The following is a 22,372-nucleotide window of genomic DNA, read 5'->3' on the forward strand; positions in this document are numbered from 1 at the left end:
AGTCCGTCTGGCGCCCCGCCGTGCGCCTCAGCGCCGCCGGTGAAGGGGGTTCTATGGCTTACCGCTAAGACCCGCAAGTGGTTTTTGAAAAAAAAGCACGCGGCACCCTAACTTTTTTCCAAAACCCCTTATTTTATTGGCGATGCCGCATGTTTTTTCTGCAGCCTCAAACCCGCGTCAAAGGGGTTTCTGCGTGATTTCGATGAATCACCCCGGTGAATCACCGCCCCTAGCGAGTCACTTTTCGCCTTATGGGTGCAAATCAGTCCAAACTGCCCCTACGTAAGGCGAGTGATTTTCCTGAATCGCCCCGTTTCAGATCCGATTCAGTCGCGAGTCACCCCGACTCGCCGCTATTTTTGCCGACTCGCATGACACCGAGATGAATCACCCACGAAAAAGGGCGAGGTTTTCCCCGCCCTTTGCCACTTCCACTCTGACTCGCCGCTCATGCGTAGCGCACATCCTCATCGCTATCGCTTTCGAGCGGCTTCAGCGCATTGATTGCATCATCGAGCGACACGGCCCCCAAAGGCTCGCCCTTCACCGAGACCACCGGACATTTACGATCCGGCGACCGGGTAAGCTTAGGCAGAGCCTGTTCGATGGACATATTACCCTTGAGTGTCGCCCCCTGCCCCGTTTCACCTTTCTTGGCGATAGACCGCAGACGCACGACCTTGGCGCGATTAATGTCACGGATGAAGTCGGTGATGTAAGCGTCCGCAGGTTTCATGATGATGTCCTGCGGGTCGCCCGACTGAACGATCTCCCCATCGCGTAAAATCGCGATCCGGTCGCCGATGTTCAGCGCCTCGTCGAGATCGTGGGTGATGAAGATGATCGTCTTGTGCAGTTCTTCCTGCAATTCGAGCAGGATCGACTGCATATCGGTGCGAATGAGCGGATCGAGTGCAGAGAAAGCCTCGTCCATCAGTAGAATGTCCGCATCGGTCGCCAGAGCACGGGCCAACCCCACGCGCTGTTGCTGACCGCCGGAGAGTTGCGAAGGATATTGCTCCTCGAAGCCCGCAAGCCCGACACGGTCGAGCCATTTGCGGGCACGCTCCTCGGCATCACCCCCGGCGACGCCCTGAATCTCCAACCCGTACATCGCATTCTCCAACACGGTCCGGTGCGGCAGAAGGCCGAATTTCTGGAACACCATGGACATCTTGAACCGGCGCAGATCGCGGAGTTGCTTGTCGTCCATCGCCAGAACGTCCTCCCCGTCGATCCAGATCTCGCCCGAGGTCGGCTCAATGAGACGGTTGAGGTGGCGGATCAGAGTGGACTTGCCCGACCCGGAAAGGCCCATGATCACCTGAATTCCTTTGGCGGGAATATCGAGATTGATATTGTTGAGGCCCAGCGCATGGTTGTGCTGGTCCATCAGTTCCGGTTTCGTCGTCCCGGATTTGACATGCTCCAACGCACCGGCGGGATCGTCGCCGAAAATCTTATAGAGATTGCGGATCGAGACTTTGACATCCGCATTCGGGCTTTCATCCAGCACCGTTTGATCCGTCATGTTCGTATCAGTCATGGCCGGTCTCCCGATAGGCTTGCAGACGTTTGCCGTAGGTCTGGCTGACCCGGTCGAAGATGATCGCCAGCGCCACAATGGCGAGACCGTTCATCAGGCCCAGCGCAAGATACTGGTTGCCGATGGCGCGCAGCACCTGCGTACCAAGCCCCTTCACCCCGATCATCGAGGCGATCACCACCATGGACAGCGCCATCATGATCGTCTGGTTCACACCGGCGAAGATGTTCGGCAAAGCGAGCGGAATCTGAACCCCGAACAACTTTTCACGCGCAGAGGCCCCGAATGCATCGGCCGCCTCCATCACATCCTTGTCGACGAGACGAATGCCGAGATTGGTCAGACGCACGATGGGCGGAATGGCATAGATGCACACGGCGATCAGCCCCGGCACCTTGCCGATGCCCAGAAGCATCACCACCGGGATCAGGTAGACAAAAGACGGGATGGTCTGCATCACATCGAGGATCGGCGTCACGATCGACTGGGCGCGATCCGAGCGCGACATAAGAATCCCGATCGGGATGCCCAGAGCAACACAAACCAGCGTGGCCACTGTGATCATCGCCAATGTGGACATCGTGTCTTCCCACATCCCCAGAACACCGATCAGCAAAAGCGACAGCACAGCGCCGATGGTGATTTTCCAACTGCGCGCGCCAAACCAGGTGATCGCGGCGATCACCAGAATAATGATTGGCCAAGGCGTGTCGATCAGGACATCCTCGAACCAGACGAGGAATTTCAGAAGGGGATTGAAGAAGGCCTCGAGCGCTTCTCCATAAGCGCGGGAAAATGTGCGAAACCCTTCGTCAATCCCCTGCTTGAAGGCGGACAGGTCGCTCCGCCCCAGAGAGGGAAATTCGGTGAGAAACTCCAGCAAGTTTTCACTCCTATATATAGAGGGAAGGGCCCGCGAGGGGATCGCAGGCCCGAAATGATCAGAAATTCGACAGGATCAGAGCGCGCCTTTGACCTTTTCGGCAACCTCGGGGGTCACCCATTTGGTCCAGACGTCTTCATGCTTTTCGAGGAACTCATAGGCGGCATCTTCACCGATGGCCTGATTGTCCGTCATGTAAACGAGCATCTCGTTCATCACCTCCCCCGGGAAAACGCGCGCCTTGAGGTAATCGAGCACGCCTTCGGGCGCGATTTCCGGCACATCCTTGGTCACCACGGTCGAGACCTCGGACTTGGTCCAGCTCGACGGTTGCGGATCGGCACATTCATCGACCGATTTCACCATGCAGCCGTCCCAGTTTTCCGACCCGGCCCATTCGGTTTCGAATGGCAGGGAGACAAGCTTGTACTTGCCGACCACGGCCGTCGGGTTCCAGTAGTAGCCAAACCAGTATTCGTCACGCTCGGAGGCTTTCGCAATTGCACCTTCGAGACCCGCGGCAGAGCCCGGATCGACCAGAACCCAGCCTTTTTCATCCATGCCGAAAGCACGGAACATGTTGGCATTCGCCGGCTGACAGCCCCAACCCGACGGACAGCCCATGAAGGCGCCTTTGCTGTCGTCTTCGACGTAGGGAAAATATTCCGGGTGTTCGAGCACCTTCTCGACCGTATCGAGTTCCGGATGATCCTTCGCGAACGCCGCTGTCACCCACCAACCCTCACCAAGCCCGGTGATCGGCCCGTCGAGCAGCTTGATCATGCGGCCCTCTTCCACCGCTTTCGCCAGAGGCTCACGCACCGCATTGGTCCAGAGCTCCGGCGCAATCTGCGGCTCGCCTTTCTCGTTCATCGAGGCGAACAGCGTGTTGGTGCCGCCGTTGATCAGTTCGACATCACAACCGAACCCCTCTTCGAGGATGATCGCATCGACATTCGCCATCAGCTCACCCGAGGCCCAGTTGAACTCGGCGATCTTCAGATCACCACAGTCATCCGCCGCGAAAGCGCCGCCGGCCATGGTGCCCAAGGCCAGAAAACCGGCCGCAAATAGTTTATTGTTTTTCATAAGGGGGACTCCCGCTTACTTCGTGTGAGTTCTCCGATCCGATGCGTTTGGCGCATCCGGACCAGTCACCACCCCGAATTGGGCGATTTCTCCGCGCTTGCCGTTCGCTACCCATCAAAGAGCGCCTCGGCCCCCTCCTCTCATATGACAGAGAAGACCCTGAGGCACGATCCGGCGGAGCGTGCCCATAACCCACCATATCACGCCCCGTGATGCAACCATGTTCCCGGAAAGCACGCCCTCAGGCCGCATTTTGACATGAAAAATTCACGGAATCCCTCAGAACCCCCGCAGGAGTTGCGCCGCAGCGCTGCGCACTCTATCAGTCATGCACCTTTATGCGCTCTTCTATACAAGGACAGGACATGGCCGCCGACCGCACTCTTACGGATGCCGCTGACCGCGAAAAATCGAAACACATCGGAGCATTGGGGGCGCTCTGGCCCTTCATCCGCCCTTACAAGGGGCTAATGATCGCCGCACTTATCGCGCTCGTGATCACCGCCTGCATTTCCCTCATCCTCCCTGTCGCCGTGCGCCGGGTGGTCGACGGGTTCCAAAATGCGGGTGTCGTGCTGCTCGATCAGTATTTCGGCGCGGCGCTTTTGATTGCGGGCGCTTTGGCGCTTGGCACCGGGATGCGCTATTACCTCGTGACCCGATTGGGCGAGCGTGTAGTGGCCGACATCCGCAAGGCGGTGTTCGACCGGATGATCCGCATGTCTCCCGCGTTCTACGAGCGCATCATGACCGGCGAGGTGCTGTCGCGCATCACCACCGACACCACCTTGATCCTTTCCGTCATCGGCTCGTCTATTTCGGTCGCGCTGCGCAACGCGCTGATCATGGTGGGCGGGCTGATCCTGATGCTCTTCACCTCGGCGAAACTCACCGGGCTGGTGCTTTTGATCGTGCCCGTCGTGATCGTGCCGATCATCGTGCTGGGCCGCCGTCTGCGCACACTGTCACGCGAAAACCAGGAATGGATCGCATCCTCCTCCGGCACAGCTTCCGAGGCGCTTTTGTCCGCCCAGACCGTGCAGGCCTTCACCGGCGAAGGCGAACAGGCCGCGCGCTTCAACAGCGTCACCGAGAAAAGCTTTGGCGCGGCCCACACAAGGATCAAGACACGCGCCGTGATGACCGTAATCGTTATCGCGCTGATCTTCTCCGGCGTGGTCGGCGTGCTCTGGATCGGCGCGCGCGATGTGCGCACCGAGGTGATGACCATCGGTGAACTCGTCCAGTTCGTGATCTACGCCATCATGGTCGCGGGGGCTGCGGGCGCGCTTTCCGAAATCTGGGGCGAATTGCAGCGCGCCGCCGGGGCCACCGAGCGCCTTGTCGAACTGCTCTCCTCCGAAGATCCGGTCAAAGACCCCGCCGATCCGAAACCCTACCCTCTACCCGCAAAAGGCGCGATCTCTTTCAAGAACGTGCATTTCTTCTATCCCTCCCGCCCCACGCCCCCGGCGCTCGATGGTGTGTCCTTCGACATCCGGCCCGGCGAAACCGTGGCGCTTGTCGGCCCCTCGGGTGCTGGCAAATCGACGATCATCCAACTTCTTCAGCGTTTCTACGATCCGCAGGAGGGCGTGATTACCGTCGACGGCCTGCCGATCTCCGAGATGGCCCGCGCCGATTTCCGGCGTCATATCGCGCTCGTGCCGCAGGATCCGGTGATCTTCGCCGCCTCCGCCGCCGACAACATCCGCTTCGGCCGCCCCGACGCCTCCATGGAGGAGGTGATCGCCGCCGCCAAAGCCGCCGCTGCGGACGAATTCCTGATGCGACTGCCAGAAGGCTATGACTCTTATCTCGGCGAACGTGGCATCATGCTCTCGGGCGGCCAGAAACAGCGCGTCGCCATCGCCCGCGCCATTCTGCGCGATGCGCCGATCCTGCTTCTGGACGAGGCAACCTCCGCACTCGACTCGGAATCCGAGCGCGCCGTGCAGAAAGCCGTCGAGGACATGGCCCGCACCCGCACCACACTGATCGTCGCCCACCGTCTTGCGACGGTAAAGAAAGCCGACCGCATTCTGGTGTTCGAACATGGCCGGATCGTCGCCACCGGCACCCATGACGATCTGGTGGCCGAGGATGGGCTCTATGCCCGACTGGCCAGGCTTCAGTTCTCGAACGGGGCCTGATGGCGGGGAGAAACCCGCGAAATTCCCGTTTCCATTCCGTCATATTCGGCGGATAGTCTAAAGATACCCAGTGACAGGAGATGAGACATGGGACTGTTCAGCTTTGTGAAAGATGCGGGCAAGAAGGTTTTCGGCAAGAAAGAAGAAGCCACCGATGCCGACGCCATTCTGGCCGAGATCAAGGCCCTCGGGCTTGAGGCCGAAGGCGTGGAAGTGGCTATGGACGGCGACAAGGTGGTGATCGGCGGCACGGTCAGCGATCAGGCCACGAAGGAAAAGATCATCATGGCCGCGGGCAATGTCGAAGGCGTCGCCGCCGTCGAGGACACGCTCGAAGGTGCCGATCCGGTGTTCCACGAGGTGAAAAAGGGCGACACGCTTTGGGGTATTTCCAAAGCCGCACTTGGAGATGGCAACCGCTATATGGAGATTTTCGAGGCCAACAAGCCGATGCTCTCCGATCCCGACAAAATCTATCCGGGTCAGATGCTGATCATTCCGCAGGGCTGATCGATCCGTACGGGCACCCATTACAAATGACTGCAAGGGCGTCACGACACGTGGCGCCTTTTTGCAGAAAACAACGATGAGGCGCTTCTGCGCATCTCTCCGCTTATTGTTTCGTCTAATGAGACAATAGGATGGTTGCTCCATAACAATCTGGATAGTTTGCCCTCGTAGTGACGAGGAAACGGACCACCGGCTTTGGAAGTGAGCACAGGACAGGATCAGATCGAAGAACGGATTACCCAGTGTCTTCTGATAGAACGGAAAAGCCCGTACGACGCGCTCAAGACACTGTTGGCGCAGTCCACCCCACCCGACCCGATGGAGGCCGTCTTTGCCCTGACCACCGTGGCCGCCGATCTCTCGGGCTGGCACGAACCCGTGCTCAATGACCTGTCGAACCGCTGTTTCGAAGCAGCCACGCTTTTCGTCTGTGAACTCTGGGCCGCGGGGTATCGGCTTGAACCACCGCCCCGATGAGCCATCATAAGAGAATGCTCATAGTCATAAGGCGCTGAGATGCTCCACGTTCTGCGAAAACCCCTGTTGTTCTTCCGGCGCTATTATCATGCGCTCTGGTTGCGGGTGACGCTCTATGCGCTCCTGTCGCTGGCGGTATCACTGATCACCCTCATCCTGCGCCGCTATATGCCCGAAGAACTGGCGCAACGCATAGACACCGCTGCCGTGATGCCGGTTCTGACCATCCTCGCCTCCTCGATGCTCGCCGTCTCGACCTTTACGCTCAACGTCATGGTCAGCGCGCATACCTCCGCCGCCAACACCGCCACGCCGCGCATTCACCGGCTGTTGCTGCAGGACACGACCACGCAATCTGTCCTCTCCGCCTTCATCGGCGCTTTCATCTTTGCGCTCAGTTCGATCATCCTGTTTCGCACCCATCTCTACGGAGACGATGAGGCGGTGGTGGTCATGGCGCTCACCATTCTTTTCGTGGTGGTGATCATCATCGCCATGTTGCGCTGGATCGAGCATCTGAGCCAGCTCGGCAGCCTCGACAACAGTCTAGATCTGGCGGAACAAGAGGCGCGGCGCAGCCTGACTGCGCTGCGCAAGGAACCGGCTCTGGGGGCCAATCTTCTGACCCCGGAGACGATCCTGCCCGAAAAGACGATTCCGCTCCGGGCAACGAAAACCGGCTATATCCAGTTTATCGACACCTCGGCTCTCAATGCCTGCGCCGGTGGGCATGGATTGATCTATGTGCTGCACCGCCCCGGTCGTTTTGTGTTGGAGGGCACGGTTCTGGCCCAGCTTTCAGGCTTCGACGCCGAGGCGGATATGAACGACATCGCCCGCGCCTTCGTCATCGGCCCCATCCGCACCCATGAGGTCGACGCGGAATTCAGCCTGACCACCCTGTCGGAAATTTCCTCGAAAGCTCTTTCGCCCGGAGTCAACGATCCCGGTACGGCGGTCGATGCCGTGACCCGGATGACGGCGATTTTCTGGCAGGCAGCGCATATTCCCGCGACGGAGACCTCCCGTGCCCCGCGCGTCTTTTGCCCACCGCCCTCGGCACAGGCGCTGATTGACGCCGCATTTGCCGCAACCGCCCGCGACGGCGCCGCTCTGATCGAGGTCAGCAGTACCCTGCGCCGAAGCCTGCTGGCCCTGACCGATGCCCCGGATGAGGCAATTGCCGCCGCAGCCAAGGATATGGCTGCCCGGGCACTGGATTACGCACGCAAGGCACTTCCGCTTGAAAGCGAGAAAGACCAGCTCGAAAACCTCCCCGCTCTGGGGCGTTCACATGTCGCTCAGAGCTTCTCCACCACCACAGAGCCGACCGAATAACCCGCCCCGAAGGAACAGATCAGCCCGAGATCGCCCGCACTCATCCCGCTATTGTGCTGCGCGAAGGCGATGATCGAGCCAGCCGACGAAGTATTCGCGTAATCTTGCAAAATGTTCGGCTGCTCTTCGGGGGACGGTTCACGACCCAGGACCTTCTTGCCGATGTAGTCGTTCATCGACTTGTTCGCCTGATGCAGCCAAAGGCGCTTGAGCGCGGTCGGCTCCTGCCCCTCCTCTTCCAAATGCTCTGCGATGTGCTGCGACACCAGCGGCAGCACCTCTTTGAACACCTTGCGACCGTTCTGCATAAACTGCATGTCGCGGCGGTCTTCCATCTGGTCGTGGGCCCGGCGCAGAAAGCCGTTGTTGTTGCGGATATTGTTGGAAAACTGCGTGGCGCAGCGGGTGGAGAGCACCCTGAACTGCGGCCCCGTCGCCACGTCGGAAGCTTCCAGCAACACCGCCGTCGCCACATCGCCGAAGATGAAATGACAATCCCGGTCGCGCCATTCGAGGTGGCCCGAGGTGATTTCCGGGCAAAGCACCAGCGCGCGTTTGATGGACCCCGCGCGGATCATGTCCGTTGCCGTCTGAATGCCGAAGGTCGCAGAAGAACAGGCGACATTCATATCGAAGGCAAAACCGCCCGCGCCCAGAAGCGCCTGAATCTCCACCGCCATCGCCGGATAGGCGCGCTCCATGTTGGACGCGGCGCAGAGGATCAGGTCGATGTCTGTGGCATCGACGCCGCCCATGGCAAGCGCCTGCTTCGCTGCATCGACCGCCATTTCCGCCATCATCGACGGCTCTTCGTCGGAACGCGGTGTATAGCGCGGGCACATGCGGGTCGGGTCGAGAATGCCCTCTTTCTCCATCACATAGCGGTTCTCGATGCCGGAGGCAGCAAAGATGAATTCGGAGGAGGAATAGCTCTTCGCCTCAAGCTCACCTGCGGCGATCTCACCCGCGTGTTCGGCATTGTAAAGATCGACATAGGCGTTGAACGACGCGACCAGTTCATCGTTGGAAATGGCATAGGGCGGAGTAAATACACCCGTTCCGCTGATCACAACCTCTTTCATCCCACCGCTCCTTTGACGTATTCAGAGTGGGCGCACCCTAGTCAGGCACAAGGCCTTCGTCCACTGTTCCTGACCGGGCGATCTAAATTCTGACGTGGCGTCCAAGAGGGAATTTCGTCGCATGACGCTGCGTTGTGCCCACCTGCGGCGCTCTTGCGCGGTGCGGGGATTGCCCGCATCATGGCCGCGAGGAGACGCATGTGCAGGACAAACTGCACGGCGGCAAAAGGTAGGGGAGGACAGGATGCCATCCGATTTCAGCTCGCTTCAGGCGCGCAACGCGATTGATGCGGAAATGCCGTGGGAGGCACGCGATGTGCCCGTCACGATCTACGAACGTTTGACGAAAACCGCGAAAGCCTTCGGCAATCGCCCGGCCTTTTCCTATCAGATCACCTCGGGACCCAAGGACAAGGCCGAAACCCTGACTTGGGCGGAAACGCATTACAAGACGACGCAGGTCGCAAATATGTTCCGCGCGCTTGGCGTGCATGAGACCGACGTGGTCGCCTACATCATGCCGAACGCCAACGAGACGGTGCTGACCTTCCTTGGCGGCATGGTCGCGGGCATCGTCAATCCGATCAACCCGCTCCTCGAACCCGAACAGATCGCCGCCATCCTGCGCGAAACCAATGCCAAGGTCGTGGTGACGCTCAAAAGCTTCCCGAAAACCGACGTCGCCCAGAAGGTCGCCGAGGCGGTGCGCCACGCGCCCCATGTCAATACGGTGCTCGAAGTCGATCTCCTGCGCTATCTGACGCCACCGAAAAAGTGGATCGTGCCCTTCATTCGTCCGAAAAACGACGACGCGAGGGCGCATCACGCCGATATGCTCGATTTCAACGCGGAGTTGGCAAAATATCCCGGTGACAAGCTGACGTTCGAAGATATCCGCGAAGACCGCGTCGCCGCCTATTTCCACACCGGCGGCACCACCGGCATGCCGAAAGTGGCCCAGCACAAATATTCCGGCATGATCTATAATGGCTGGCTTGGCTCCCGGCTGCTCTTCACCGAAGAAGACAATATCATGTGTCCGCTGCCGCTGTTTCACGTGTTCGCCTGTCAGGTGATCGTGATGAGCCAGCTCGCCTCCGGGGCGCACGGGGTTTACCCGACGCCGGCGGGTTATCGCGGCGAAGGCGTTTTCGACAATTTCTGGAAGCTCTGCGAGCGCTGGAAAATCTCCTTCATCATCACCGTGCCGACCGCCGTGTCCGTGCTGATGCAGCGCAAGGTGGATGCCGATATTTCCTCCGTACGCATGGCCTTTTCCGGCTCCGCGCCGCTGCCCGTCGAGCTTTACAAACGGTTTGAGGCGGCCGCAGGGGTCGAGATCGTCGAAGGCTACGGGCTGACCGAGGCCACTTGTCTCGTGTCCGTCAACCCGGTGGGCGGTCCGAAGAAAATCGGCTCCGTCGGCATTCCCTTCCCACATACGGATGTCAAAATCCTGCGCCATACGGCGGAAGGTCCGGTGGAATGTGCCGTGGACGAAGTTGGAGAGATCTGTATCGACAGCCCCGGTGTCTTCGCCGGTTCGACCTACACGGAAAAGGACAAGAACCACGACCTGTTCCACCATGATGTCTATCTGCGAACCGGGGATCTGGGCCGGATCGACACCGACGGCTATCTTTGGATCACCGGACGTGCCAAGGACCTGATCATCCGTGGCGGGCACAACATCGACCCGGCCGAGATCGAGGAAGCGCTGGCAGGTCACGAAGCCGTCGCCATGGCCGGCGCCATCGGTCAGCCGGATGCACATGCCGGCGAACTGCCCTGCGCCTATGTCGAACTGGTCGAAGGGGCCTCGGTCACCGCAGAGGATTTGATGACCTATGCCAAGGTCCACATCCACGAACGTGCCGCGATCCCGAAGCATATCGAGATCATGGACGAACTGCCGAAAACCGCCGTGGGCAAGGTGTTCAAACCCGACCTACGCAAGAGGGCGATCACCCGCATCTATAACGCGGCACTGGAGAGCGAAGGCCTGACCGCCCGCGTCGTTCAGGTGATCGACGACAAGAAACGCGGCCTCGTCGCCCGTGTCGATCCCGCCGCAAAAGCCGAGGCCGAACAACTCTCCCATGTTCTTGGCCGGTTCACCAACCCTTGGGAATGGGCCGAGTAATCTCTGCTGCCACAGCTTCAAAACCCCGCCTCGGCGGGGTTTTCTTGACGGAACTCCCGAAAATTCAATTCAATGTCGGGCTCGTTTACCGAATTTCAACCTTTGCCCCGTCATGATTGTACCCAGATCGCTCGATAGCGTGATCAGCATTCTCGCAAGCACGCTCAAAGCATGCATATCCAGGAAAGGATCGGTCATGATCGTCGGATTGCTCTTCGTCTCCCTGCTCATCGCGGCGTTGACCACGACTGTCGGCCTTGGGCTTGGCATGCCGCTCTGGTTGGGCCTTGCCGCCTTTCCGATGATCGGTGCTGCCGCCCTGCTCGTCCTGTCAGCGCTGATTTACAGTTTGCGCGCCCAGACCCAGAACCGGAACCAATTCACACCCGCCGAGGGCGAACATCTTCTGGCCTGAACCGCCCTTAATCCTCCCGGATATTGCGCATCATCAACCAGGCGAACAGGTTTGGCGACAGGCGGTTGAGCCACCAGGACAGGCGCGCAACACGCCCGACCGGAATGACATTCCGCCCCCGCTCCAACCCCTGCAAAATCTCTGCAACTGCCTGCTCCGGTGTCATCGCATCGACCGTGTCCGCCGCCGATCCCGGTCGGCTCAACTCGCCAACCCGGTTGGAATCCCCCGGATTGGTCGCCACGAAACTCGGCGCTGCAATGACACAGCGCACGCCATAAGGCTTTTCCTCCGCCCTCAGCGATTTGAAAAACCCTTCGAGCGCATGTTTGCTGGCCGCATAGCCCGTGCGCCGGATCAGCGGGGAAAACCCAGCCACCGAGGAGATGGCAAGATGCGTACCCCGCGCACGCTGCAGGTCCGGCAGAAACGCCTGCGCCATGTTCACCGCCGCAAAATAGTTGATCTCGAAGAGCCTGCGATGTGTCTCTTCGGACAGTTCGGCGAATGTCCCGATCTGGGTCACCCCTGCATTGTAGATCACGAGATCTATTCCGGGCGCCGCCTCCCGGATTGTCTCGCACAGGCTGCGAAGGGCCGCCGTATCGGTCAGATCGCACCCATGGATGCGACGTTCGGGCAGTTCTCCGACCGCATCGAGCGCAGGCCCCGACAGGTCGATCAGAACCGTCGCCCAGCCCCGCGCCCGCAATTCGACATCAAATGCCCGACCCAGCCCCCCGGCCCCGCCGGTGATCACCGCCGTCTTCATAGCCCCGCCGCCCTGCGCCAAAGCTCGAAAATCTCGGCACTCGTCAACTCGGGCACATAGCCGAACCGCTCTTTCAACGCGGTGTTATCCAGCACCGGACGGTATTGCAGAAACCGCACCTGCTCCGGCCCGTAGCGCGACAGGCCTATCGGATGCGCCACGGCCAACACCATCCGCACCACCCAAGGCGGCAGGCGCAGGACCGGCTTGCCCAGTAAGCGGGCGAGATCGGTGACGCCCAGCGCGCCGTCCCCCGCGACATTGTAGATACCCGCCGGTCCGTCAATGATGGCACGTTTCAGGATGCGCGCCAGATCACGGGTCCAGATGAACACAAAGGGACTCCCGGACCCGCTCAGCGCCAGAAGCCGCGGCTTGTGAAACAGCGCCGTGATCTGGTTTTCCAACCCCGCGCCCAGCACCGTGCCGACCCGAAGCACCACTTGCTCAAGCTGCGGCTGCATCCTCCGCGCCTCTGCCAGCATCTCCTCAACCTGCCGCTTGTGATCGGAATAGGCAAACTCGCGATTGCCCCGCACCGGATCGCTTTCGCGCAAAGGCATCGGATTGTCGGCATGATAACCATAGGCCGCACCCGAAGAGGTCACCACCAGCCGCCGCACGCCATGCGTCAGACAGGCGTCGAGAATGTTGCGCGACCCGGTCACATCCACCCGATGCGCGACCTCGCGTGTCGTCGGCGTGACGATGGAGGCAAGATGGATCACCACATCGGGCCGCTCCGTCCCGATCACCCGATCCGGGTCGGCACCTCCAACGTCGAGCGGCACGAAACGGATGTTTGCAGGCAAACCTGCGGGAGGACGCAGATCGGTGGCGATCACCTCAATGGCCGGTTCACCCGACAACCCGCTCAATTCGGCCAAAAGCGCCGATCCCACCGCGCCTGCGGCCCCCGTGATCAAAACCTTGGTCATCGCACCGCTGCCCTCCGGGACCAGAACTGTGCCAACACAAGCCCAGAGATCGCATGCCAGACGCCCCAAAGCGCCGCGATCACCGCCATACCGCCCATCCCGTGGAAAAATCCGAAGATGAGTACAAGCCCCAGCCCCGAATTCTGAATCCCGGTCTCAATGGTGATGGCCCGCCGGTCATAGGGCGACACGCGGGCGAGACTGGCCGTGGCATAGCCGCCCGCCAGCGCCAGCGCATTGTGCAGTATCACGATGAGGATCACGTAACGGGCATAGTCCAGAAACACGCCCCAATTTGCCGCCAGCGCCAGCACAATAAACCCGAGGAAGATCAGCATCGAGAGGCTTTGCAACGGACGTCGGATGCGATGCGCGATCTGAGGCCGTTAGCGATAAAGCACGATCCCGGCCAAGAGCGGCAGGAGCAACATCAGGCTCACGGTGATCGCGATCCGCACCGGGTCGATCTCCACCACGCTCAGAATCTCCCGTGAGGGTGTGTAGAGCTGCCCCCAGAAGGCGATGTTGAGCGGGGTGAGCACGATCGCGCCCATGGTGGCGCAGCCGGTCATCGACACTGAAAGCGCCGCATTTCCCCCGGCGCGATGGGTGATGAAATTGGAAATATTACCCCCCGGACAGGCGGCCACCAAGATCAGCCCCAGCGCGACGGAGGCGCTTGGTTGCAATACGAGAATCATCAGAAAGGTCAGCGTGGGCAACACCACGAATTGCGACGCAAGCCCGGTCAAAAGCGGCTTTGGTGCGCGCAATAGCTGGGCGAAATCCGACGGTTTGAGATCGAGTGCGACCGAGAACATGACAATCGCCAGAATGGCATTCATGACGAGCAACCCCGTGGGGCTAAAATTCAGAACGATGCTGTCGATATCCGTCATGCCGCCCCCTTCGAGAGCGCCCGGATCCAGCCCGTGACGGCTTTGCGATAGGTCGCCTTGTCGACGTAATAGGCCATGCGTGCGAGGCTCAGGTACTTCACACCGCCCGTGGCACGCTGAAAATTTTTGGATTTTTCGACCTGCAACTCCAGCGCGGCCGTGCTGTTGTCCCGCAACCCACGAATGTAACGCGCGATCATTTCCGCCTGTTCATGCCGCCCCTGCCAACCAAGCCCCGAGGCCTCCACCATACCCAGCACGAAGAGATCGTCGCGTGCCGGATGCATACAGTTGAGATAGAGATGCGGTGCGGCACCCTGCCAGTTGAGCAACTCCTTGTCGATGAACGGATAATGCAGCAGATAGCCGGTCGCGGTCAGGATCATATCGTACTCGGCCTCTGTGCCATCGGTAAAATGCACTGTCTTGCCGTCGAGTCGGTCGATGTCCGGTCGTACAGTCAGATCGCCATGTCCCGCATGGAACAGGATCAGCGAATTCACCACCGGGTGGCTTTCGTAGAGCCTGTAATCAGGTTTCGGAAATCCGTATTTCTGCGGATTGCCTACGAACCATTTGAGCAGGAATCCATCCACCCGGCGTTTCAGCCACATCGGCAGGTTCACCGCGCCGCCCAGCGTATCAGCGGGACGCCCAAAGACGTATTTCGGCACGAAATAATAGCCCCGGCGCAGGGAAATATCGCAGTTCACCCCATGATGGATCGCATCCACCGCGATGTCGCAACCGGAATTGCCCGCTCCCACGATCAGCACCCGTTTGCCTGCGAATTGTCTGGGCGAGCGGTACTGGGCGGAATGGATCATCTCCCCCTCGAAATGGCCCTTGAACTGCGGGATATTCGGTTGCGAGAGCGTGCCGTTGGCGATCAGAACCCCCGCGAAAACTGCGCTCTGTTCCTCTCCCGCCCCATCGCGCCAAGTAACGCGCCAGCCGTCACCGCTCTCCCCCAGCGGTTCGGCCCTGAGCACCTCGCAATTGAACGCATAGTCGCGATAGAGATCATAAGCCTTGGCGAACTCACGGAAATAATGCGCCATCTCCCGGTGCGACGGGTACTCGGCCACCTCTTCGCGCATCGGGAAATCGGTGAACTCCGTCATCGTCTTGGACGAGATCAGATGCGCGCTTTCATACATGGTCGAGCGCGGTGCCTCGATGTCCCAAAGCCCGCCCACATCGGAATGCAGCTCGAAGCCCTGAAAGGCGATCCCCTGTTCGCGCAGCACTTTGGCCATTGCAAGCCCCATCGGCCCGGCCCCGATCAGCGCATATTTTTCCGCCGCGGCACCTTCGGGCGCCACGTCCGTTTTCGCAGTCATTGATGTTCCTCCCTTTGGCATCCGAAGATGCCGTTTTAGATTGAACAACTGTTAAAAATAGTGCAAGATATTCTTATGAACCCGCAAAAAGACAAAGAAAATCAGAGACAACGCGCACCGAGCCAAAGGTCTCTGGCAACCCGCGCCCGTATCTTCAATGCTGCAGAAACCCTGTTTTCCGAACGCGGTTTCGAGGGTGCATCGATTCGCGACATCGCCGCTGCTGCGGGAGTACAAGGGGCTCTGGTGAATCATCATGGCGGCAGCAAGGAAGCGCTTTTCGCGACCATCGTGTCCCGGCGAGCCGAGGAACTGGCCCGACTCCGTCTCGACGCACTGGATGTCCTGTTACGGCAAGGCACGCCAAGCCTGCGCGATATTCTGGCGTGCTTCATCACGCCCCTGCTCGACAAGGTGACAGGCGGCGATCCCGGTTGGCTGGCCTATGGGCGGTTGATCGCTCTGGTCTCCGCCGACGACCGCTGGCGCGAGTTGACGGAAGCCTGTTTCGATCCGACGGTCGCACGGTTCATGGTGGAAATCCGCAAGCAGCGCCCAGATGCGGACCCCGCCAGGATCGGCGCCTGTTTCGTCTTCATGGTTTCGGCCATGCTGTCCGTCTGCACCTCGCGCTGGAGGATCGGTGCGTTGGCCGGTGGAACCCCTGAGCAGGACCTCGTGGAAAGCCTGCTCGATTTTTGCGAAGCGGGGTTCGAGACGGCCACACGGCCCTGATCCGGCTCAGACCAGATCGTCCTCACTCAGATGCGCATAGGCATCAGGATAAATCAGTGTTTCATGTGCCATACCCGTACCCGGTGCGATCGGATAGAGCAGGGTGTGCTCGGGCATCATCGTGGTTTCCAGATGGGACGCGGCCAGTTTGGAAAAGCCCACGCGCGAGAAATAACGTGCATCGCCAATCACGATCACCGCCTTCGCCCCCTCGCGCCTGGCACAATCCATCCCACGCACAACGAGTTCGCGTCCCATGCCCCGTTTGTGGTGGCTCGGTGAAACCGCAAGAATCGACAGCACCCACCAGTCCTCCGGCGCGACCATCCGGGCACAGCAGACATAGCCGATCATGGCCCCGGTCTCGTCACAGGCTACGCGCTCCATCGCCATCGCCTGCTCGTCCCGAAGCGCCTGAGCGAAACGATACATGTCGGGGCCGCCGAACGTGCTGTCCAGCAACACGGACAAGGGAAGCTCGTCATTTGTGGTCAGAGCACGTAAATGCATCCGCAGCCTCGCAAGAAAATCTCATATCTCAAAGCGCATATCCCGAAGTTTCGCATCAGGTTTTTACACCACACCTCCATATAGCTTTGCAGGTGCAGAAAAGGCCTGACAAGACCGAATAGAAGTTCCGGATGAAATCCGGGAGCAGCGTTACATTTCCATGCAGCTGACACAGGTGCTGCACAGGGAATGGAACAGGTTTGGCTCGCACCTGCGATCCCTAAAAGAAAAGGCCGCCCGAAGGCGACCTTTCCAAAAGCACTTATGGCGTGTGGCAGATTACATCATGCCACCCATGCCACCCATGCCGCCCATGTCCGGCATGCCGGCACCGGCGCCACCGTCTTTGGCCGGTTTGTCGGCGACCATAGCTTCGGTGGTGATCAGGAGGCCAGCAACGGAAGCAGCGTCTTCCAGAGCGGTGCGGGTCACTTTGGCCGGGTCGATCACACCGAACTTGAACATGTCGCCATATTCTTCGGTCTGAGCGTTGAAGCCAAAGGCGGTGTCATCGGATTCGCGGACCTTACCGGCCACGACAGCCCCGTCGACACCGGCGTTTTCAGCGATCTGACGCAGCGGCGCTTCGATCGCCTTGCGCACGATGGCGATACCGGCGTTCTGATCGGCGTTCGCACCTTCGAGACCTTCGAGGGCTTTGCCGGCTTGAACCAGAGCCACACCGCCACCGACGACGATACCTTCCTGAACGGCAGCGCGGGTCGCGTTGAGAGCATCGTCCACACGGTCCTTGCGCTCTTTCACTTCCACTTCGGTCATGCCACCGACCTTGATCACGGCCACACCGCCAGCGAGTTTGGCAACGCGCTCCTGCAGTTTCTCACGGTCGTAATCGGAGGTGGTTTCCTCGATCTGGGTGCGGATCTGCGCCACGCGGGCTTCGATCTCGGCCTTGTCGCCAGCACCGTCGACGATGGTGGTTTCGTCTTTGGTGATGGAGATTTTCTTGGCAGAGCCGAGCATGTCCATGGTGACGTTTTCGAGCTTCATACCGAGATCTTCGGAGATCACCTGACCGCCGGTCAGGATCGCGATGTCCTGCAGCATGGCTTTACGACGATCGCCGAAGCCCGGAGCTTTGACAGCCGCAATTTTCAGGCCGCCGCGCAGTTTGTTCACCACGAGGGTCGCCAGCGCTTCGCCTTCCACGTCCTCAGCGATGATGAGGAGCGGTTTCTGGGACTGGATGACCTGCTCAAGGAGCGGCACCATCGGCTGAAGCGAGGAGAGTTTTTTCTCGTGCAGCAGCACGATGCAGTCTTCCAGTTCGGCGACCATCTTGTCCGGGTTGGTCACGAAATACGGGGACAGGTAGCCACGGTCGAACTGCATACCCTCAACCACGGTGGTCTCGGTTTCCATGCCTTTGTTCTCTTCGACGGTGATCACGCCGTCATTGCCGACTTTCTGCATCGCGTCAGCGATCTGGCGACCGATTTCAGCTTCGCCGTTGGCGGAGATGGTGCCCACCTGTGCGACTTCGTCGGAATCGGCAACCGGGCGCGCGGAGGCTTTGATCGCTTCGACGACTTTGAGGGTCGCGAGGTCGATACCGCGCTTCAGGTCCATCGGGTTCAGACCGGCAGCAACCTGCTTGAGGCCTTCTTTGATGATCGCTTGCGCCAGAACGGTCGCGGTGGTGGTACCGTCACCGGCTTCGTCGTTGGTGCGGGAAGCGACTTCCTTCACCATCTGCGCGCCCATGTTCTCGAACTTGTCTTCCAGCTCGATTTCCTTGGCCACGGACACACCGTCTTTGGTGATGCGCGGGGCGCCGAAGGATTTTTCGAGAACCACGTTGCGGCCTTTCGGACCGAGGGTCACTTTCACAGCGTCGGCGAGGATGTTCACGCCTTTGAGCATGCGGTTGCGTGCATCGACGTCAAACTTGACTTCTTTAGCCATTGTTCACTCCGTAAATTCGGTTTGAGGGGATCGGATGTCTCAGGCGATGATGCCGAGAATGTCCGACTCTTTCATGATGAGAAGCTCTTTGCCGTCCACGGTGATTTCCGTGCCGGACCATTTGCCGAAGAGGACGATGTCGCCCTCTTTCACGGACGGTGCGATCAGCTCGCCGCTGTCTTTGCGAGCGCCTTCGCCCACGGCAACGACTTTGCCTTCGGCAGGCTTTTCTTTCGCGCTATCGGGGATGATGAGACCACCTTTGGTCTTTTCGTCGCTCTCAACACGTTCGACCACAACGCGGTCGTGCAGCGGTTTGAATGCCATCTTCGAGGCTCCTTCGCTCAAAGTTTCAGTTTCACATCCACCCTCACGGGCGGGGATAAATCGCATGTTAGCACTCATAGGGTTCGAGTGATAACGCCGCATAGTTAGGAAGGAGGTGGAAGTGAGTCAACAGGGGAGATGGGGAAAAATTTGCTGAATTACGGAGGGACTTCACGCACGAAACGACTGAAACGGGAACATCGGAGCCAGTTCGTTTGGCGCTCATTTCCATTCACGCCAGATAGTCTCAAAATCGTCGGACAAATGATATCGCACGACTTCCCAACCGAATTCGACATTCACTGCATCCAAGCCAAGAAATATGAAGTGTCCATCGGAAGCTTTGAATGCGACTATTTCTGAAATGAAGCGCTCGGAAATATGCTCCGACATCAATGTAGAACATGCTGCAAACCCTTCTGGGAAGGCCTCCTGCAGTGCTGCAATAACGTTGAGAAGATCTGATGATTCACTCTCAGAAGGGGATGCCCCATTTACAAGATGCTTGAGAATCTCGAAGTGGCCTGAGGCGAATGACGTTTTGATCTCCTCCAGAAGTGGCAAGGGGTCCTCAAGCTGATTGCAAGCGACATCTGACATTGCCATTTGCGGAAACATCATGAGGAAAACAGCGGGCAGAATGAAACGCATAGAAATGAAACCTTTTGGTCGTATCGGCGAAGGACAATAAATCCGTTGCCACCCTAGGCCAGTGCACCGATAAGACACAAGTTGTTCCACAGGCTGTCATGTCCGAAGGACAGAAGAAAAGCCCTTGGATCCGTCTTCGCGCGGGTTATTCCTGCGCCCCATAAACCCCCACCTCGACCTTCTCAAACCACCCATAATGATTGTCCCGCATCATACGGGTGGCAGTCTTCACCCCCGTCGCCCGCGCCACCTCCGCGCCTTTGGACGGTCCATGCTCCAACAGATACGCCCGGCATTTCTCCGCATCCTGCCGGTACGCCGTCACACGTCCCCCCGCAGGCGTGCCCCCCAAATTCGGGTCCCCTTCCCGGCGTTCGAACTCGGCCAACAACTTCCCTGTCTTCGCCCTGTTCTTGCGCGGCACAAACGGCCTCGGCTCGTGATGCACTTGCACCGTCTGCTCCGCCACGTTCACCGAAATCACCCCAAGCCCCAGCCGTTTACACAGCCCAAGGTTCCCCTTGAACATCCGCCACGCCGCCCTGCCCTTCCAACGCGGCACCGCCAGATAGACCTGATCGCTCAAAGCCTGCCGCGCCACGCCCTGTTGCAACAGCAACAGCGAAAACCCGGTCTTCAGCTCGACGATCACCGTCTCCTCGCCCCGAACCGCCACCACATCCGCGTCCCGCACCTCCGCCTTCACAACATATCCCAGCCCCTCGAAATGGGCTTTCACGGGCGGATAAAGATCGGTTTCGCGCAATTGTGCCATGGCATGATCTATAAACCGCTTTGCAACAGACCGGAACCGCAAGCATTGATCCGGCGTTGCTCCCTTATGCTGACGACGCTCGCCATCCTCGCCGCCGTATCCGCCGCTCTGATCCTGGGCGCTCTCTGGGGCATCTGGAAACCGCCTTCGGAAAATACCGAAGGCTTCATGATCGCGCTTGCGGGTGGTGCGCTCATCGTTTCGGTGATGTCCGAACTTATCGAGCCGGCCAGCGCGCATATTTCGTTCCTCACCTTGTGCATCGCCCTGCTCGCCGGCGCTGCGGGCTTTATTCTCGCCGATCATTTCGTGATGAAAAAGCTTGGCGCGGAAAGCGGGGGCGGTCTCTTGCTCGCCGTGACGCTCGATGGCATACCTGAAAACCTTGCCCTCGGCGTGGCCCTGATCGGGGCCGATCCATTGACCGCTGCGGCCCTCGCCGGTTCGATCTTTCTGTCGAACCTGCCCGAAGCGGCAGGCGGCGCGCGCGGGATGGTCGATGACGGGTTTTCGAAACACTCCGTCCTGTGGATATGGACCGGCACCGCCATTTTGCTAGCGCTGGCTGCACTTGTGGGCAAGCTTGCGCTCTCGGATGTGTCGGAGACACCGCTTGCCGTCATTCGCACCGTGGCCGCGGGCGTCGTAGCGGCCTCTCTGGCCACCGAAGTGTTTCCCAAAGCCTACAAGGAAGACAAGCTCTGGACCGGCATCGCCATCGTTTTGGGACTGATGGCCGCGCATGGCCTCAGCCTGATGGGCTGAATCCTTTTCACCGTGCCCGTTCGCGCCCCGCGCAAGTGGTGACAAGTCTTTCTGCACCGCCTATAAGAGCGCCGAAATCGCCAATATTCACCCCAATCCCCAAGGGACCACACCACATGACCACGCTTGTTTTCGGCCACAAATCTCCCGACACCGATTCCACCGGCTCCCCGCTCATCTGGGCGTGGTACCTCAACGAAGTGAAAGGCGTCGACGCCAAAGCCGTCCTCTTGGGCGAGCCGAACACTGAGGCCGCTTTCGTCATCGAGAAATGGGGTTTCGAGAAGCCGGAGATCATTTCCGAGGTCTCCGAAGGCCAGCCGGTCGTGATCGTTGACACCAACAATCCCGCGGAACTGCCGGACGCGATCAATTCCGCCGACATCACCGCGATCATCGACCACCACAAACTCGTGGGCGGCCTGGAAACCAAAGGCCCGATCGACATCACCATCCGTCCGCTCGCCTGCACCGCGACCATCATGCATGACCTGATGGGCGACGACGCCGCCAAGATGCCCGACAACATCAAAGGCGCGATGCTGTCCTGCATCCTCTCCGACACGCTGGAATTCCGTAGCCCAACCACCACCGATGTCGACAAGGCGCTGGCCGAGAAGCTGGCCTCCGAACTGAACATCAACCTTGGCCAATACGCCTCCGAAATGTTCGAAGCCAAATCCGACATCTCCGCCTTCTCCGACGCAGAACTGATCCGCATGGACTCGAAAGAATACGAAGTCGAGGGCACCAAGTTCCGCGTTTCCGTGCTTGAGACCACCGCGCCGAAACTGGTGCTCGACCGCAAGGCGTCGATCATGGAGAGCTTCAAAACCGTCGAGGCCGAAGACGGTGTCGATCAGGTGCTGCTGTTCGTCGTGGACATCCTCAATGAAGAAGCCACCTTCTTCACCCCGAACGATCTCTGCAAAACGGTTGCCGAAAAGAGCTTCGGCGCGACCGTGACTGGTGACTCCGTGGTGCTTCCGGGGATCATGTCCCGCAAAAAACAGATCATCCCGAACCTCAAGCTCTGAGCGCTTCGCGAAATCACACATATATAAGGGGCGCGAATTTGCGCCCCTTTTTGTTTGG

General features: G+C 59.5%; 23 protein-coding genes. 9 read left to right on the forward strand and 14 right to left on the reverse strand.

Annotation, left to right across the window (positions count from 1 at the left end):
- Positions 1 to 448: 448 nt before the first annotated feature.
- The 3 genes from C8N42_RS17035 to C8N42_RS17045 all read right to left on the reverse strand — a co-directional run bounded on the left by C8N42_RS17035 (position 449) and on the right by C8N42_RS17045 (position 3,518).
- On the reverse strand, positions 449 to 1,531 hold the full coding sequence (locus C8N42_RS17035) for a quaternary amine ABC transporter ATP-binding protein (protein WP_107817790.1): 1,083 nt from the start codon (positions 1,529 to 1,531) through the stop codon (positions 449 to 451).
- A 7-nt stretch (positions 1,532 to 1,538) separates the two neighbouring features.
- Positions 1,539 to 2,429, reverse strand: a complete 891-nt coding sequence (locus tag C8N42_RS17040) for an ABC transporter permease (RefSeq protein ID WP_211309211.1) — start codon at positions 2,427 to 2,429, stop codon at positions 1,539 to 1,541.
- Positions 2,430 to 2,504: 75 nt separating this feature from the next.
- Entirely contained in the window at positions 2,505 to 3,518 is a 1,014-nt protein-coding gene (locus tag C8N42_RS17045; RefSeq protein ID WP_107817739.1) for a glycine betaine ABC transporter substrate-binding protein, read from the reverse strand.
- A gap of 365 nt (positions 3,519 to 3,883) precedes the next feature.
- Here C8N42_RS17045 and C8N42_RS17050 point away from each other — a divergent pair, with 365 nt between their 5' ends.
- The 4 genes from C8N42_RS17050 to C8N42_RS17065 all read left to right on the forward strand — a co-directional run bounded on the left by C8N42_RS17050 (position 3,884) and on the right by C8N42_RS17065 (position 7,996).
- Complete coding sequence (locus C8N42_RS17050; RefSeq protein WP_107817740.1) at positions 3,884 to 5,671, forward strand: ABC transporter transmembrane domain-containing protein; 1,788 nt, start codon at positions 3,884 to 3,886, stop codon at positions 5,669 to 5,671.
- A gap of 87 nt (positions 5,672 to 5,758) precedes the next feature.
- On the forward strand, positions 5,759 to 6,181 hold the full coding sequence (gene lysM / locus C8N42_RS17055; RefSeq protein WP_107817741.1) for a peptidoglycan-binding protein LysM: 423 nt from the start codon (positions 5,759 to 5,761) through the stop codon (positions 6,179 to 6,181).
- 195 nt (positions 6,182 to 6,376) lie between these two features.
- Positions 6,377 to 6,658, forward strand: a complete 282-nt coding sequence (locus tag C8N42_RS17060) for a hypothetical protein (protein ID WP_107817742.1) — start codon at positions 6,377 to 6,379, stop codon at positions 6,656 to 6,658.
- Between the two features lie 39 nt (positions 6,659 to 6,697).
- Positions 6,698 to 7,996 (forward strand): DUF2254 domain-containing protein, encoded by a 1,299-nt coding sequence (locus C8N42_RS17065; protein ID WP_107817743.1) that lies wholly within the window; start codon positions 6,698 to 6,700, stop codon positions 7,994 to 7,996.
- Here the strand turns inward: C8N42_RS17065 and C8N42_RS17070 are convergent.
- Positions 7,960 to 9,078 (reverse strand): beta-ketoacyl-ACP synthase III, encoded by a 1,119-nt coding sequence (locus C8N42_RS17070; protein ID WP_107817744.1) that lies wholly within the window; start codon positions 9,076 to 9,078, stop codon positions 7,960 to 7,962. The two genes, C8N42_RS17065 and C8N42_RS17070, sit on opposite strands and share 37 nt — an antisense overlap.
- A gap of 244 nt (positions 9,079 to 9,322) precedes the next feature.
- Between C8N42_RS17070 and C8N42_RS17075 the strand changes: the two genes are divergently transcribed.
- Both C8N42_RS17075 and C8N42_RS17080 read left to right on the forward strand, forming a co-directional pair.
- On the forward strand, positions 9,323 to 11,221 hold the full coding sequence (locus C8N42_RS17075; protein WP_107817745.1) for an acyl-CoA synthetase: 1,899 nt from the start codon (positions 9,323 to 9,325) through the stop codon (positions 11,219 to 11,221).
- Positions 11,222 to 11,417: 196 nt separating this feature from the next.
- A complete protein-coding gene (locus tag C8N42_RS17080) occupies positions 11,418 to 11,636 on the forward strand; it encodes a hypothetical protein (protein WP_107817746.1) in 219 nt (72 codons plus the stop codon).
- 7 nt (positions 11,637 to 11,643) lie between these two features.
- Here C8N42_RS17080 and C8N42_RS17085 read toward each other — a convergent pair whose 3' ends face one another.
- From C8N42_RS17085 to C8N42_RS17100, 5 genes are read right to left on the reverse strand one after another with little or no spacing between them, the layout of a single operon-like run.
- Positions 11,644 to 12,408: an SDR family NAD(P)-dependent oxidoreductase gene (locus C8N42_RS17085; protein ID WP_107817747.1), complete on the reverse strand. Its 765-nt coding sequence runs from the start codon at positions 12,406 to 12,408 to the stop codon at positions 11,644 to 11,646.
- Positions 12,405 to 13,346 (reverse strand): SDR family oxidoreductase, encoded by a 942-nt coding sequence (locus tag C8N42_RS17090; RefSeq protein WP_107817748.1) that lies wholly within the window; start codon positions 13,344 to 13,346, stop codon positions 12,405 to 12,407. The genes C8N42_RS17085 and C8N42_RS17090 overlap by 4 nt, the downstream gene beginning before the upstream one ends.
- Positions 13,343 to 13,684 (reverse strand): bile acid:sodium symporter family protein, encoded by a 342-nt coding sequence (locus tag C8N42_RS21940; protein ID WP_245890231.1) that lies wholly within the window; start codon positions 13,682 to 13,684, stop codon positions 13,343 to 13,345. Before C8N42_RS21940 ends, C8N42_RS17090 begins: the two co-directional genes overlap by 4 nt.
- 48 nt (positions 13,685 to 13,732) lie before the next feature.
- Positions 13,733 to 14,245, reverse strand: a complete 513-nt coding sequence (locus C8N42_RS21945) for a bile acid:sodium symporter family protein (protein ID WP_245890234.1) — start codon at positions 14,243 to 14,245, stop codon at positions 13,733 to 13,735.
- Complete coding sequence (locus C8N42_RS17100; protein ID WP_107817749.1) at positions 14,242 to 15,588, reverse strand: flavin-containing monooxygenase; 1,347 nt, start codon at positions 15,586 to 15,588, stop codon at positions 14,242 to 14,244. The genes C8N42_RS21945 and C8N42_RS17100 overlap by 4 nt, the downstream gene beginning before the upstream one ends.
- Before the next feature lie 75 nt (positions 15,589 to 15,663).
- Here C8N42_RS17100 and C8N42_RS22105 point away from each other — a divergent pair, with 75 nt between their 5' ends.
- Positions 15,664 to 16,323, forward strand: a complete 660-nt coding sequence (locus C8N42_RS22105; protein WP_107817750.1) for a TetR/AcrR family transcriptional regulator — start codon at positions 15,664 to 15,666, stop codon at positions 16,321 to 16,323.
- A 6-nt stretch (positions 16,324 to 16,329) separates the two neighbouring features.
- On the opposite strand, the gene C8N42_RS17110 is transcribed toward C8N42_RS22105, so the two are convergent.
- The 5 genes from C8N42_RS17110 to C8N42_RS17130 form a co-directional block, all read right to left on the reverse strand.
- Positions 16,330 to 16,788, reverse strand: coding sequence for a GNAT family N-acetyltransferase (locus C8N42_RS17110; protein WP_245890241.1), 459 nt, complete (start codon positions 16,786 to 16,788; stop codon positions 16,330 to 16,332).
- Positions 16,789 to 17,112: 324 nt separating this feature from the next.
- Positions 17,113 to 18,759, reverse strand: coding sequence for a chaperonin GroEL (gene groL / locus C8N42_RS17115; protein ID WP_107817752.1), 1,647 nt, complete (start codon positions 18,757 to 18,759; stop codon positions 17,113 to 17,115).
- A gap of 39 nt (positions 18,760 to 18,798) precedes the next feature.
- The gene (groES, locus tag C8N42_RS17120) at positions 18,799 to 19,086 is read right to left on the reverse strand and encodes a co-chaperone GroES (RefSeq protein WP_066705114.1); all 288 of its coding nucleotides are present in this window, start codon (positions 19,084 to 19,086) and stop codon (positions 18,799 to 18,801) included.
- 222 nt (positions 19,087 to 19,308) lie between these two features.
- Positions 19,309 to 19,737, reverse strand: coding sequence for a hypothetical protein (locus C8N42_RS17125; RefSeq protein WP_107817753.1), 429 nt, complete (start codon positions 19,735 to 19,737; stop codon positions 19,309 to 19,311).
- Positions 19,738 to 19,882: 145 nt separating this feature from the next.
- Complete coding sequence (locus C8N42_RS17130) at positions 19,883 to 20,512, reverse strand: DUF2161 domain-containing phosphodiesterase (protein ID WP_211309212.1); 630 nt, start codon at positions 20,510 to 20,512, stop codon at positions 19,883 to 19,885.
- Positions 20,513 to 20,578: 66 nt separating this feature from the next.
- Between C8N42_RS17130 and C8N42_RS17135 the strand changes: the two genes are divergently transcribed.
- Together C8N42_RS17135 and C8N42_RS17140 are read left to right on the forward strand one after the other, a co-directional pair.
- The gene (locus C8N42_RS17135; protein WP_107817793.1) at positions 20,579 to 21,277 is read left to right on the forward strand and encodes a ZIP family metal transporter; all 699 of its coding nucleotides are present in this window, start codon (positions 20,579 to 20,581) and stop codon (positions 21,275 to 21,277) included.
- Between the two features lie 116 nt (positions 21,278 to 21,393).
- A complete protein-coding gene (locus tag C8N42_RS17140; protein WP_107817754.1) occupies positions 21,394 to 22,314 on the forward strand; it encodes a manganese-dependent inorganic pyrophosphatase in 921 nt (306 codons plus the stop codon).
- Positions 22,315 to 22,372 lie beyond the last annotated feature (58 nt).

Source organism: Celeribacter persicus (assembly GCF_003050785.1).
In the GTDB taxonomy this organism is placed as follows: Bacteria; Pseudomonadota; Alphaproteobacteria; order Rhodobacterales; family Rhodobacteraceae; genus Celeribacter; species Celeribacter persicus.